Annotated in this window: 12 protein-coding genes; 9 read left to right on the top strand and 3 right to left on the bottom strand. The window is 70.5% G+C overall.

Features of this window, described 5'->3' with window-relative positions; translation table 11 throughout:
- Positions 1–2 precede the first annotated feature (2 nt).
- The 5 genes from AB0G50_RS04125 to AB0G50_RS04105 are packed head-to-tail and all read left to right on the top strand — an operon-like array spanning position 3 to position 5,410.
- On the top strand, positions 3–734 hold the full coding sequence (locus tag AB0G50_RS04125; RefSeq protein WP_360102040.1) for an SDR family oxidoreductase: 732 nt from the start codon (positions 3–5) through the stop codon (positions 732–734).
- A complete protein-coding gene (locus AB0G50_RS04120) occupies positions 731–2,125 on the top strand; it encodes an AMP-binding protein (RefSeq protein WP_360102038.1) in 1,395 nt (464 codons plus the stop codon). The genes AB0G50_RS04125 and AB0G50_RS04120 overlap by 4 nt, the downstream gene beginning before the upstream one ends.
- Positions 2,122–3,174, top strand: coding sequence for an acyl-protein synthetase (locus AB0G50_RS04115; RefSeq protein WP_360102036.1), 1,053 nt, complete (start codon positions 2,122–2,124; stop codon positions 3,172–3,174). The genes AB0G50_RS04120 and AB0G50_RS04115 overlap by 4 nt, the downstream gene beginning before the upstream one ends.
- On the top strand, positions 3,171–4,388 hold the full coding sequence (locus AB0G50_RS04110; protein ID WP_360102034.1) for an acyl-CoA reductase: 1,218 nt from the start codon (positions 3,171–3,173) through the stop codon (positions 4,386–4,388). Before AB0G50_RS04115 ends, AB0G50_RS04110 begins: the two co-directional genes overlap by 4 nt.
- 35 nt (positions 4,389–4,423) lie before the next feature.
- Positions 4,424–5,410 carry a lysylphosphatidylglycerol synthase domain-containing protein gene (locus AB0G50_RS04105; RefSeq protein WP_360102032.1) on the top strand — a complete coding sequence of 329 codons (987 nt, stop codon included), beginning with the start codon at positions 4,424–4,426 and terminating at the stop codon, positions 5,408–5,410.
- Positions 5,411–5,467: 57 nt separating this feature from the next.
- Here the strand turns inward: AB0G50_RS04105 and AB0G50_RS04100 are convergent, their stop codons facing one another.
- Entirely contained in the window at positions 5,468–7,213 is a 1,746-nt protein-coding gene (locus tag AB0G50_RS04100; RefSeq protein ID WP_360102030.1) for a hypothetical protein, read from the bottom strand.
- A 158-nt stretch (positions 7,214–7,371) separates the two neighbouring features.
- Here AB0G50_RS04100 and AB0G50_RS04095 point away from each other — a divergent pair, with 158 nt between their 5' ends.
- Positions 7,372–7,515, top strand: a complete 144-nt coding sequence (locus tag AB0G50_RS04095) for a hypothetical protein (protein WP_360102028.1) — start codon at positions 7,372–7,374, stop codon at positions 7,513–7,515.
- 13 nt (positions 7,516–7,528) lie between these two features.
- Here AB0G50_RS04095 and AB0G50_RS04090 read toward each other — a convergent pair whose 3' ends face one another.
- Positions 7,529–8,326, bottom strand: coding sequence for an HAD family hydrolase (locus AB0G50_RS04090; protein WP_360102026.1), 798 nt, complete (start codon positions 8,324–8,326; stop codon positions 7,529–7,531).
- A 72-nt stretch (positions 8,327–8,398) separates the two neighbouring features.
- On the opposite strand from AB0G50_RS04090, the gene AB0G50_RS04085 reads away from it, so the two are divergent.
- Together AB0G50_RS04085 and AB0G50_RS04080 are read left to right on the top strand one after the other, a co-directional pair.
- On the top strand, positions 8,399–9,340 hold the full coding sequence (locus AB0G50_RS04085) for an LLM class flavin-dependent oxidoreductase (protein ID WP_360102024.1): 942 nt from the start codon (positions 8,399–8,401) through the stop codon (positions 9,338–9,340).
- Positions 9,341–9,593: 253 nt separating this feature from the next.
- Complete coding sequence (locus AB0G50_RS04080) at positions 9,594–10,055, top strand: VOC family protein (protein ID WP_360102022.1); 462 nt, start codon at positions 9,594–9,596, stop codon at positions 10,053–10,055.
- A gap of 98 nt (positions 10,056–10,153) precedes the next feature.
- Here the strand turns inward: AB0G50_RS04080 and AB0G50_RS04075 are convergent, their stop codons facing one another.
- Entirely contained in the window at positions 10,154–12,121 is a 1,968-nt protein-coding gene (locus AB0G50_RS04075) for a DUF6541 family protein (protein WP_360102020.1), read from the bottom strand.
- A gap of 197 nt (positions 12,122–12,318) precedes the next feature.
- Between AB0G50_RS04075 and glf the strand changes: the two genes are divergently transcribed.
- Entirely contained in the window at positions 12,319–13,506 is a 1,188-nt protein-coding gene (glf, locus tag AB0G50_RS04070; RefSeq protein WP_360102018.1) for a UDP-galactopyranose mutase, read from the top strand.
- Positions 13,507–13,649: the final 143 nt, after the last annotated feature.

Raw genomic sequence — 13,649 nt, 5'->3', positions numbered from 1 at the left:
GTTTGTCCTCGCAGCTCACCGACCGGGTCGTCGTCGTCACCGGCGGCACCCGGGGCATCGGCTTCGCCACCGCCCGCGCGCTCGCCGAGGCGGGCGCGACGGTCGTGCTCACCGGGCGCGACGAGGACACCGCGAAGCAGCGGGCCGCCGAGATCGGCGCGCACGGCCTGGCCCTGGACGTGTCCGACTCGGCCGCCGTGCGGGCCGTGTTCAAGTCCGTCACGAAGGAGCACGGCCGGATCGACGGCCTGGTGGCCAGCGCCGGCGTCATGGAGGGCGCGCTGATCGGGATGATCGGCGACGACCACGTGGAGCGGCTGCTGACCACGAACGTCGCGGGCACCGTCGCGTCGGTGCAGGCCGCGGCCCGGGCCATGATGCGCAAGAAGACCGGCTCGATCGTGCTGCTGGCCTCGATCGTCGGCGAGCACGGCAACGCCGGTCAGACCGTGTACGCGGCGACCAAGGCGGCCGTGGCGTCGATCGCCAGGTCCACCTCCAAGGAGCTCGGCCGCTACGGCATCCGGGTGAACGCGGTGGCGCCGGGCGTGATCAGGACCGACCTCACCGCCTCGCAGTCCGAGGAGACCCTCGCGCGGGTGGTGGAGGACACGTCGCTCGGCAGGCTCGGCGAGCCGGCCGAGGTCGCCTCGGTGATCAGGTTCCTGTTGGGCGACGACGCCGCGTTCGTCACCGGGCAGGTGCTCGGGGTGGACGGGGGGCTCGTGCTGTGACCCTGCTCGGAGCGGGCGCACGCCTGGTCGACGCGGTGGACGGCACGCTGCTCGCGGGCGGGGAGCTGACCGCGCGGGTGGCCGAGGAGGCCGCCGTGCTGGCCGCGCTGCCGTCCGGGGTGCTGTTCGCCCGGCTGTCCGTCGACGTGCCGAGCGTGCTGCGGTACCTGGCCGCGTTCGAGGCCGGTCGCGCGGTCGCGCTGCTGGACGCCGGGCAGGACCGGGACGCGCTGTTGGAGCTGATGCTGCGGTTCCGGCCGGCCGCCGTGCTGGGCGCCGACGGCCCCGCGCCGGGCGGGTACCGCGCGCAGGGCACGTCCTGGGTGCGCGTGGTGCCCGAGGGCGTCGTACCGCACCCGGACCTGGCGGTGCTGCTGCCGACCAGCGGGTCGACCGGCAACCCCAAGTTCGTCCGGCTGTCGCGGGAGGCCGTGCTGGCCAACGCGGACGCCATCGCCGACGTGCTGGGCATCGGTCCCGACGAGGTCGCGCCGACCAGCCTCCCGCTGCACTACAGCTACGGCATGTCGGTGCTGAACTCGCACCTGCGGCGCGGCGCGACCGTCGTGGTCGAGCCGACCGGCGTGATGGGCCGGCCCTTCTGGCAGGCCGTGGAGCGGTACGCGATCACCTCGCTCGCGGGGGTGCCGTACCACTACGAGATGCTCAAGCGGCTGCGGTTCGACCCGGCCAAGTACCCGTCGCTGCGCACGATCACCCAGGCGGGCGGCAAGCTCCGCGACGACCTGGTGGTCGAGTTCAACGAGAAGATGCTGGCCGCGGGCGGCCGGATGTTCGTGATGTACGGCCAGACCGAGGCCGCGCCCCGGATGGCCACCGTGCCCGCGGCGAAGCTCGCGGACAAGATCGGCTCGGCCGGTCCGGCGCTGCCCGGCGGCGCGTTCGCGATCCGCGGCGAGGACGGCGTGGAGACCGCCGAGGCCGACGTGGTCGGCGAGGTGCTCTACCGCGGCCCGAACGTGATGATGGGCTACGCCGAGTCCGAGTCCGAGCTGGCGCTGGCCGACGTGGTCGGCGGCGTGCTGGAGACCGGGGACCTGGGTCGGCTGGACGCGGACGGGTACCTGTTCATCACCGGCCGGCTCAAGCGGATCGGCAAGGTGTTCGGCAACCGCGTGAACCTGGACGACCTGGAACAACTGCTCCGGGGCGCGGGGTTGGACCTGGGAGCGGCTGCCGCCGTGCCCGCCGGCGACAAGGTGGTCGTCTGGGTCGAGAACAGCTCGACCGAGACCCGCAAGGCCGCCGCGAAGGCGTTGGGCGAGCGGCTGCACCTGCACGTCAGCGGGTTCGACGTGCGGGAGATCGACGCCTTGCCGCTGCTGCCCAGCGGCAAGGTCGACTATCGCTCCTTGGAGGGACGGGCGTGACCAGCACCGTGTTCGGGCTCGACCAGGCCGCGCGTGAGGCGGCCCTGCTGCCCGCGCTGACCGAGCTGACCGACCACCACCGCGCGCACTGCGAGCCGTACGACCGGATCCTGTCCTCGCTCGGCACACCGCGGACGTTCGACTCGGTCGCGGACCTGCCGTGGCTGCCGGTGCGGATGTTCAAGCACCACGTGCTGAAGTCCGTGCCCGACGAGGACGTGTTCAAGGTGCTCACCTCGTCGGGGACGACCGGCGCCGAGGTGTCGCGCATCTACCTGGACCGCGAGGCGGCCGGCGACCAGCCGCGCTACCTCGGCCGCACGCTCCAGGAGGTGCTGGGCGACAAGCGGCTGCCGATGCTGATGGTCGACACCGTCGGGATCATCAAGAACCGCCGCTCGTTCTCGGCGCGCGGCGCGGGCGTGCTGGGCATGGCCAACTTCGGCCGCAAGCACGTGTACGCGCTGGACGAGGACGACCGGCCGGACGTGGAGGCGATCAAGGGCTTCCTCGCCGAGCACGGCTCGCAGCCGTTCCTGATCTTCGGCTTCACCTTCATGGTGTGGCAGTACCTGTACGAGGTCGCCCGCGAGCACCGGCTGGACCTGTCCAACGGCACCCTGATCCACTCGGGCGGGTGGAAGAAGCTGATCGACCGGGCCGTGGACAACGCCGAGTTCCGCCGCGCGTTCGCCGCCGACACCGGGTTGACCCGCATCCACAACTACTACGGCATGGTCGAGCAGCTCGGGACCGTGTTCGTGGAGGGTCCGTCGGGGAACTCCCTGTACTGCCCGGACTTCGCCGACGTGATCATCCGCGACCCGGAGACCTGGGCCGAGCAGCCGGTGGGCAAGCCGGGTGTGATCGAGGTGGTCTCGACGGTGCCGCGCTCGTACCCCGGGCACGTGCTGCTGACCGAGGACCTGGGCGTGGTGAACGGGATCGACGACGGCGACTGGCCGGGCAAGCGGTTCTCGGTGCTGGGGCGGCTGCCTCGTGCCGAGGCTCGGGGTTGTTCGGACACTTTCAGCGGAGCAGCGGCATGACGGTGGAGCAGCGTTTCCCGGCGGGGCCGGACGTCGCGGTCGAGGACCTGATCGCGGAGGTCACCTCCGGCGAGCAGTTGACGGTCGGCGACGAGCGGGTGGTCGAGTTCCTGGTGCGCTTCGCGCGCAAGCTGCTCGCGCCGGCCGTGGCGCGGCGGTTCCCGGAGCTGGCCTCCCTGGGCTTCTTCCTGCGCCGCGGTGAGCTGACCAAGGCGTTGCGCAGGCTCGAAACGTCCACAGAGGACGAACTGAGGTTCCCGCGCGGACTGGTGTTCCACGTGCCGCCGGCCAACGTGGACACGATCTTCGTGTACTCGTGGGCGCTGTCGGCGTTGGCGGGCAACCCGAACGTCGTCCGGATCTCGTCGCGTTCCGCGGGCGCCGCGTCCACCGTCATCGAGGCGTTGAACGAGGCGCTGGCCGAGGCGGACCCGATCATCGCGCGCACCCAGCGGATGGTCACCTACGGCCGGGACGACGCGGTCACGACCGCGCTGTCCGCCGCGTGCGAGCTGCGGGTGATCTGGGGCGGTGACGGCTCGGTGGCCGCGCTGCGGAAGTTCGCGCTCAAGCCGTCCGCGCGCGACGTCACGTTCCCGGACCGCGCGTCGTTCGCCGCGCTGTCGGTCGCCGGCTGGCGGGCCGCGTCCGCGGCGGCCAAGCGCGACGCGGTGACCGGCTTCTACAACGACTCGTACTGGTTCGACCAGGCCGCGTGCTCCTCGCCCCGAACGTTGTTCTGGGTCGGCGAACAGGACGCGGAGGCGCGTGAGGAGTTCCGCGCGCTGCTCGCCGACGTGGTGGCGGCCAAGCACTTCGTGGTCGAACCCGCGATGGCCGTGCAGAAGCGGGTGTCCGCGTACGGCGTCGCGGCGGAGGGGCACGCGTCGGCGATCCGCTTCTCCGGCAACGCGGTCGCGACCCTGGAGCTGACCTCGGCGGCCGACGTGCCGCGCGAGTGGCTGGGCGTCGGCACGTTCCCGCAGGCGACCCTCGCGTCGCTGGCCGACTTCGCGCCCCTGGTGCAGCGCAAGGACCAGACCCTGAGCGTGTTCGGCTTCGAGCGCGCCGAGGTGCTGGAGTTCATCCGTTCGTTGGGCGGCAGGGGGATCGACCGCGTGGTCCCGTTCGGCAAGGCGTTGGACTTCGCCGCCGTGTGGGATGGTTACGACCTGCTCGCCGAGTTCAGCAGGCTTACGACGGTGTCCGTGTGACGCGGCCCGGATCCGAGACCACCGGAGAACCACCGATGACGGTCCAACCCGACGTCGACGTCGAGACTGTTGCCGAGAAGGCCCCGCGCACCCGCAAGCAGGTGATCATCGGCTGGGCGCGTCGCCTGCTCATCGTGCTGGTGCTCGCGGGCGCGGTGTACCAGGTGTACTCGCAGTGGGACGAGGTGTCCGAGGCGCTGCTGAAGCTGCCGTGGCAGTCGGTCGTGCTGTCGCTGCTCGCGGTGTTCGCCGGGCTGTTCCTCGGTTCCGTGGTGTGGAAGATCGTGCTGTCCGACCTGGGCGCGCCGGTGTCCTACCCGGACGCGGCGAAGTTCTACCTCGTCGGCGGGCTCGGCAAGTACATCCCGGGCGCGGTGTGGGCCGTGCTGCTGTCGATGGAGCTGGCCAAGCAGGCGGGCGTGAACCGGGCGCGGTCGTTCACCGCGGGTCTGGTGGCGACCGGCATGGGCGTGGTGGCGTCGTTGATCACCGGCCTGGCCGCGCTGCCCGTGCTGCTGGAGGGCCAGTCGCGGCAGCTGCTGTGGCTGTTCTCGCTGCTGCTGGTCGGTCTGGTGTTCCTGCACCCGAAGTTGTTGACCTGGTTGGTGAACCTGGTCCTCAAGGTGCTGCGCAAGCCGCCGCTGGAGCGCCGGTTCACCGGCAAGGAGGTGCTCAAGGCGACCGGCGTCGCGGTGCTGATCTACGTGCTCTACGGCGTGCACCTGTGGCTGCTGGTGAACTCGCTCGGCTCGCCGTCGATCGGCACCCTCGTGCTGTGCGCGGGCACCATGGGCATCTCGATGACCGCCGGTCTGCTGGCGTTCTTCCTGCCGTCCGGCCTGGGCGCGCGCGAGCTGGTCATCACCGGCGCGATCGCGACCGTGCTGCCGACCCCGCAGGTGCTGGCCCTGGCCCTGGTGTCCCGCCTGATGTTCACCGTGGCGGACCTGGCGTCGGCCGGCATCGCCGCGCTGGTGGCCCAGTTCCAGCGCAAGAAGACCGTGGCCGTCGAGGAAGTCTGACGGCATTCCGGAAGAAGCCCCCCGCCGCAGCCGCGCGGCGGGGGGTTTTTCCGTCTGCTAGGCCTCGGTCCAGCCGCTGAACGCGCCGCCCGCGGCCGGTTGGACCGCGTGCAGCAGCTTGGCGTTGCCGCCCAGCGCGAGCAGGTGCACGTCGCCCGCCGCGTCGGTCACCGCCGCCAGGCCCTGCTCGACCCACTCACCGAGGTCGCCCCACGAGTTCGCGCCCAGCTGCCGGAACGCGACCGTCTGCACGTCGCCGCGCGCGAACACCACGACCCGGCTGCCCGTCCGGGCCACCGCGACCGGGCCGGTGCCCTGGAGCGGCAGCGCGTTCTGGGTCGCGCCCAGCACGTTCTCGCCCACCGCGGTGCCGTTGTGCCTGCGGGTGACGATCTCGATGCCGGTCGCGGTCTCGACCACGGCCGGCGGGCCGATCGTCTGGAGCGCGAACGCGCTGTCGTACGTGAAGCTGCCGTCCGGCACGGTCTGCCGCCAGCGCTTGAGCTGGTTGTTGACCTCCGCGAAGACCTCGATGCGGTAGTCGGACGTGGCGATGGCGCGCGGCGGGTCGATGATCTTCGTGCCACCGCCCGCGATCGCGGTCCACGCGCTGAACGTGCCGCCGATCGCCGACTGGAACCTCGTCGACAGACCGCCCGCCGTCGCCGGGTTCCGGATGATGATCTCGAAGCCGCCGGTGAGGTTCGCGACCACGGTCGGCGCGCCCATCTGCGGCGCCTTCGGCGTGGACAGGTCCTGCATGCCGCCGAACGTGCCGTTGGTCTGCTGGCGCCAGGTCTGGATGGTGTGCGTGTCGAGGTTCAGCGCCGCGATCCGCACCAGGCCGTCCTTGTTCACCGCGGCCGAGACGCCCGTGGCGAACCGGCCGGTGGCGAGCAGGGTCGGCGCGGCCCACACGCCCGCGGTGCGCGTCCAGCGGACGAGACCGCCCGCCATCGCCGCGAACGCGTGCAGCCGGCCCGCCCCGTCGACCACGGCCCACCCGTCGCCGGTCGGCCAGCGGTGGATGACGCGCTGCTCGTTGGTCGGGATCTCCGGGTCCACCAGCGGGTCGTAGGACCGGAAGAGGTCCATGCCCTGGTGCTTCTTGGTGTACCAGTCGCCCGCGACGTTGACGGCCCAGTCGGTCGAGTTGTAGTCCACGTAGTGGATCACGTTGACCGGCTTCCACCCGTTCTTGTTGGCGTAGGTCTTCGCGACCTCGGCGCCGAACAGGGCGGTGTGGATGTGGTCCTCGTGCTCGCCCGCGAAGCGCGGGTCGCGGTCGGTGTTCTGGAGCCGGACGGTGGTCGGCGCGAACATGTCCATCAGGCCGCCGAGCACGATCAGGACGTCCTGCTTGACGTAGTACAGGACGTCGCCGACCAGGCCCCCCTCGGGCACGATCGTCGGCGAGACGTACGTGGTGTTCGTCCAGAGCTTCTTGATGGCGTTGGCGTACAGGGTGTCGTTGCCATCGGGGATGTTCAGGTAGGCGAGCTGCACGTGCGGCGCGCCGATCAGCGTGACGACCTCGATGGTCATGTCGCCGAAGAGGTGCTCGGACCGGCTCCACTGGTTCGCGACCCCCGCGAACAGCGCGTACGCCTTCCGCTGGCCGATCTGCTGGTCGCCCGCGTACTGCTCGCGGGTCCGGTTGTTCGTGCCGTTCGCCTCGCTCGCCGTGGTGACGACGGTCAGCGACGGGTGCCCGGCGGCGATGGTCTTCTGGATGTCAGGGTTGAGGAAGATCAGGTCGTCGTCCGGGTGCGCGACGATGGACATGAATCTAGGCGTGGTCATGACGGTGTTCCCCCCGTTCGGTCGACCGATGAGTCGTTCGTAGGGGGCTGTTCGTTGCTTTCCTCGCCGCACCGTGGCCTAATTGTCACTCGAACGGAGCAATCAAGCCGTCACCCGTATGCGCGACACGCGATCAAGTGATCACGAGGAGTCATGGCATGAGGTTTGTCCGGTTCGTCGCCGCGGCCGCCGTCGCGCTGGGACTGGCGGGCATCGCGCCCGCCGCGCACGCCGACTCGGTGCGCATCACCGACTCCGTGCGGATCACGGACTCGGTGCGCATCACGTCCGCGGAGCGCTAGCCCCGCCCGTCGGTCAGAACCAGCGTTCGAGGACCAGGGCCACGCCGTCCTCGCCGTGGGTCGCGGTGACCTCGTCGGCGGCGGCGCGGCACCGGGGGTGCGCGTTCTCCATCGCCACCCCGTGACCCGCCCAGCGCAGCATCTCCACGTCGTTCGGCATGTCGCCGAACGCGATCACCCGGCGGGCGGGCACGTCGTGCCGCCGGGCGACGTCGGCCAGACCGGTGGCCTTGGTGACGCCGGCGGCGGAGATCTCGATCAGGCCGGAGTTCGTCGAGTAGGTGATCGCGAACTCGTCGCCCAGCACCGCCTCGGCGGCTTCGGTCATTTCTGCACTGGTCATCTTCGGGTGCCTGACCAGCAGTTTCACCGCGCGGTGGCCGAACACCTCGGCCCGGGTGACCTCGACGTGGTCCGGCCCGTTGCCCCACGGGTGGGTGTACGCGGTCTCCGCGACGAACGGCTCGACGTCGCCGACCCGCTCGCTCGCCAGCGCCGAGCCGGGCAGCACGTGGTCGAGCGCGGCGGCGACGTCCATCAACCGGACCGGGTCGAGGCCCTTCTCCCACACCACGCGGTCCTCGGCCAGGTCGTAGAGCACCGCGCCGTTGGCGCAGATCGCGTAGCCGTTCACGCCCGCGTCCCGGGACACGATGTCGAGCCAGCGCGGCGGACGGCCGGTGACCAGCACGAACGGCACGCCGGCCGCGAGCACCCGGCCGATCACCCGGGCGGTGCGCGCGGTCACCCGCTCGTCGGGGCCCAGGAGTGTGCCGTCGATGTCCGATGCCACCAGCGCAGGTCGTTCCACGGTGTCCATACTGCCCTGCCCGGTCACCCGCCTCGGTGAACCCGGTCGGAGAGCCTCGTTACTGTCTGGGGCGTGCGCATTGGCATCGTGATCCTGCCCGAGGACCGCTGGTGGGCCGCCGAGCCCAAGTGGCGTGGAGCGGAGGAGCTGGGGTTCCACCACGCGTGGACCTACGACCACCTGGGGTGGCGGACACTGGTGGACGGCCCGTGGTTCTCCGCCGTGCCGACGCTGACCGCGGCGGCGGCCGTGACCTCGACCATCCGACTGGGCACGTACGTGGCGTCGCCGAACTTCCGCCACCCGGTGCCGTTCGCCCGGGAGCTGCTGACGCTGGACGACGTGTCCGACGGCCGGATCACGGTCGGCATCGGGTCGGGCGGGCCGGGGTACGACACGTTCGTGCTGGGCGACTCGCCGTTGGCGCCGGCCGACCGGACGCGCAAGTTCGCCGAGTTCGTCGACGTGCTCGACCGGCTGCTGACCTCCGAGCGCACCACGTTCACCGGCGAGTTCTTCACCGCGGACGAGGCCAGGAGCGCCCCCGGCTGCGTCCAGAAGCCCCGCATGCCGTTCATGATCGCCGCCAACGGCCCGAAGGCGATGAGGATCGCCGCCCGCTACGGCACCGCGTGGGTGACCACCGGCCCGCCCACCGACCCGGCGGCCGGCGCCTCCGCCGACGCCGTCGAGGCGTGGTGGCGCGGGGTGTCCGCGATCGCCGACCGGATGGACGGCGAACTCCACCGCATCGGCCGCCACCGCCACACCCTGGACCGCCACCTGAACCTCGACTCGGCCCCGCTGTACTCGATGACGAGCCTCGAGCACTTCCAGGACGCCCTGGGCCGAGCCAGGGACCTGGGCTTCACCGACGCGGTGACCCACTGGCCCCGAGCCGACGGCGTCTACGCGGGCCGGGAAACCGTCCTCGAACAGGTCGCCGCCGAGGTCCTCCCCACCCTCGCCGCCCGCCCCACCAACTCCCCGAAGATCCACCCGGACCTCTCGTAGGATCACAGAATCGTTCAACAACCCCACAATCCAACACACGACACTGCGACTGTTCGGTTGTTCGACTGTTCAATCGTGTACTCGTCGTATCGTCGTATTGTCGAGTTGTTGAACAATCCTTCGACCCTTAGCGACCCTTCTCGGCTTTTCTCGATTCCGCGCGACCCGGGCTTCGTGCGACGTCATAGCGGACGGCAGATGTCCGCTATGGGTGCCAGGGTGTGGGTACAGCAGCCAGGAACGGAGTCAGGTCATGAGTCGGCACATCCAGGTCACGTTCGACGCCCACGATCCCCGGGCGTTGTCGTCCTTCTGGCGGGACGCGCTGGGGTACGTCCACCCGGGGCCGCCGGGGGTCGAGTTGGCGGAGGGGGAGGACCCGCTGGCCGCGTGGGACGGGTTCCTCGCGCGGATCGGCGTGCCGGAGGCGCAGTGGAACACGCGGTCGGCCATCGAGGACCCCGACGGGCACGGGCCGCGGGTGTTCTTCCAGCAGGTGCCCGAGGGGAAGGTCGCCAAGAACCGCGTCCACCTCGACGTCCGGGCCGCTCCCGGGTTGCAGGGCGACGAGCGGATGGCGGCGCTGGAGGCCGAGTGCGCGCGTCTCGTCGCGCTGGGCGCCACGCGGGTCCGACGGGACGAGCCGGCACCTCCGATGGGCGCCGGATTCCTCGTGATGACCGACCCCGAGGGCAACGAGTTCTGCCTGGACTGACCGCCACGCCGAGGTTCGCGGTCCCGGTGACGGACCGCGAACCCCCGGCGCACACCTGCCGTGCCGGCCGACCGTCCGGAAAGGACGGAAAGGACGACCTACCCCGCGGTCGGAAGCTCTCCCGGCTCCGGCACGAGCCTGTAGATGATCGCGTCGTCGTTCTCGTAGACCTTCTCCAGGAACGGCTTGTCGTTCAGGTCGCGCAGACCCGGCGTCCGCTCGTTCCACCCGCGCACGAACCCGCGCCCCACGATCGCGTACCGGATGTTCAACCGCTTCACCGCGGCCCGCACCGACGAGTTCTGGTCGTAGTCCGTGAAGTGCTGCATCAGCAACGAGATGTCCGGCGACTCCAGCGACCCGTCGTAGTGCCCCGCCACCGGGCGCACGTCCGCGAGCGCGTACATCCACAGCGTGCCGTCGTTGCGGTCGTTCATCACCCGCTCGCCCGGCTTCACGATCTTGCCGAGCTCGGTCATCGCCACGATCTCGTTCGGACCCACGACCGCGTCGTGCTTGTCCTGCCCCGGCGCGTTCCCGTACCCGCGCGCCACCTGGGCCGAGTTCAGGGTCACGTACAACCCGCTCAACGCCACGAACGCCACCAGCACCACGGCCGCCGACAGCGGACGCACCCAGGGCGCCCGCGCGGCCCGACCGGCGAGCCGCGCCAACCAGTCGTGCACCGCCGCCAGGCCGTGCCCGGCGATCACGCACAGCGGCACGCACACCAGGGCGATGAGCCGGAACTGGTCGTTCCACCACGGGCTCGTCACCTTCGCCACCCACGGCTGCGAGTACGACGCCGTCAGGATCCACACGACCCCGAACACCCCCGCCGCGCCCAGCAACCACTTCTGGTTGCCCAGCCGCCCGGCGAAGGCCAACCCGATCCACAGCGGGATCGCGAGCCAGTACTCGGGGCGCTCGATGATGTGCTGGAACGTCAGCATCGCGCCGACCGACTGCGAGACGGGGAACGTCGACGGCCAGTCCACGATCGCGATGGTGCCCTTGATGCTCGCCGCGCCCAGCAGGTGCGGCAACGTCACGACGATCGCCACGACACCGGGGATCAGCATCTTCAGCACGTCGCGCCACAGCGTGCCCCAGGCCCGCCACCAGCGCTGCGCCAGGAACGGCAGGATGAACAGGATGCCGCCGAACAGGTTGCTGGAGTGCACGCACAGCATGCCGACCGCGACACCGCCGAACACCACGCCGGTGTCGATCGCGGGCCGGCGCAGGTACATGTCCAGCACCACGGCCAGCACCGGCATCACCGCGAGACCGAGCGTGAACGTCAGCAGCGGGCCGCGCCACAGGTTGTCGTAGGTCGCGGAGGTGCACGCCACGGCGACCAGCGCGGTGAACCCGGCGGTCACCGCGCGGCCGCGGAAGTAGCGGACCATCGCGGCCAGCTCCAGCGCCAGCAGACCGGGCAGCAGCGCCATGTGCGCGTTGATCACCGCGGGCACCGTCGCGCCGGTCAGCTTGAACACCAGCGCGCCCACGAGGTGGTAGGCGTTCGGGTAGAACACCCCGCCCGGGATGTCGTACCAGTTGACCTTGCCGGTCCCGTACAGCCCGCCCTCGCCGGTGTCGGCGATGTACCGGATGCCGTTCGCGTGGTACCCGGCGTCCCAGTCCTGCGGCACCGAGTTCAGGTCGCCGTTCATCGCCTTGAGCAGCACCGCGACACCGGCCGCCGCCGCCACCAGCACGACCAGCACGACCGCGACCTGCGCACGCAGCTCCCACGGCGACCCGTCGCGCGGCGGCGGTCCGCCGAACCGGCGCACGGTGAGCCACCGGGCCAGCCCGAACACCAGCACCACCACGACCGTGCTCAGCACGAACGTGAGCACGGTGAAGGGGATGCCGACCTTCCACAGCCACGGACCGGCCAGGCCCGCGATGAGGTAGGTGAACACAGGCGCGGTGGCGGCGAGGACCCACCCGCGCAACCCGACGGCCAGCGCCGCGAGCCCGCCGGGCAGGAACAGGACGGCGAGGTACACCGCGATCGTCCCCGCGGTCAGCAGGGGGCTGGCTTCGGTCGGCACAGGTTCACCCAACGAGGTCGCTACGAACGGGAACGCGGAACACACCCGCGTGACGCCCGAAGGCTATACGGCGGCCGGTCACCGCCCGCATGTGCCCGACGACACGATTGAGGTCGCACGTTAGCCCTGATCACAACCCTGTGGACAACGAGGGGTGAGTGTGGTTGCGCCTCGAACCCCCGGTACCCTCGGTCGCCGTGAGCTTCGCAGGGTATGACCTGATCGTGGTCGGTTCCGGGTTCTACGGGTTGACCGTCGCCGAGCGCGCCGCCTCCCAGCTCGGCAAGAAGGTGCTGGTGGTCGAGCGCCGCGAGCACATCGGCGGCAACGCCTACTCCGAGGCCGAGCCCGAGACAGGGATCGAGGTGCACCGCTACGGCGCGCACCTGTTCCACACGTCCAACAAGCGGGTGTGGGACTACGTCAACCAGTTCACCGAGTTCACCGGCTACCAGCACCGCGTCTTCGCGATGCACGGCGGTGTCGCCTACCAGTTCCCGATGGGCCTCGGTCTGATCACCCAGTTCCTCGGCAAGTACCTGACGCCGGACGAGGCGCGCGCGTGGATCGCCGAGCAGTCCGCCGAGTTCGACACCAAGGACGCGAAGAACCTCGAGGAGAAGGCGATCTCGCTGATCGGCCGCCCCCTCTACGAGGCGTTCGTGCGCGACTACAGCGAGAAGCAGTGGCAGACCGACCCGAAGGAGCTGCCGGCCGCGGTCATCAGCCGCCTCCCGGTCCGCTACAACTTCGACAACCGCTACTTCAACGACACCTACGAGGGTCTGCCCCTGAACGGGTACACCGCGTGGCTGGAGAAGATGGCGGAGCACCCGAACGTCGAGGTCCGGCTGAACACCGACTTCTTCGACGTCAAGGCGGAGATCCCGGCGGGCACCCCGGTCGTGTACACCGGCCCGGTCGACCGCTACTTCGACTACGCCGAGGGCCGCCTGGGCTGGCGCACGCTCGACTTCGAGCGCGAGGTGCTGCCCACGGGCGACTTCCAGGGCACGCCGGTCATGAACTACAACGACGGCGACGTCCGCTACACCCGGATCCACGAGTTCCGGCACTTCCACCCGGAGCGCACGAACTACCCGACGGACAAGACGGTCATCGTCCGCGAGTACTCCCGTTCCGCGACGGACGAGGACGAGCCGTACTACCCGATCAACACCGCCGAGGACCGCGAGAAGCTCGAGCGGTACCGCGAACTGGCCAAGAAGGAGGCCGCCGAGAACAACGTCCTGTTCGGCGGTCGTCTCGGCACCTACAAGTACCTCGACATGCACATGGCGATCGGATCGGCGCTGACCGCGTTCGACAACAAGATCGCCCCGCACCTCACCGAGGGCACGCCGCTCGACGGCAGCCTGGACTGAGACCGGCCTCCCGGACACCCCGGGCCGCGTCGCGCGGCTGCTCCGCGCGACGCGGTATGGTCGGTTTATTCCCGCACCGCGCCACCCTTCGCCCCGGTGGCGGAACCGTCCCGTGACCCGAGCCGTTTGCGGTTCGTCGGAGG

Origin of the sequence: Actinosynnema sp. NPDC020468 (assembly GCF_040642015.1) — a bacterium.
Classification (GTDB): domain Bacteria; phylum Actinomycetota; class Actinomycetes; order Mycobacteriales; family Pseudonocardiaceae; genus Actinosynnema.
Note: the sequence above shows the minus strand (reverse complement) of the source record. Positions and strands in the feature narration are given on the sequence as shown.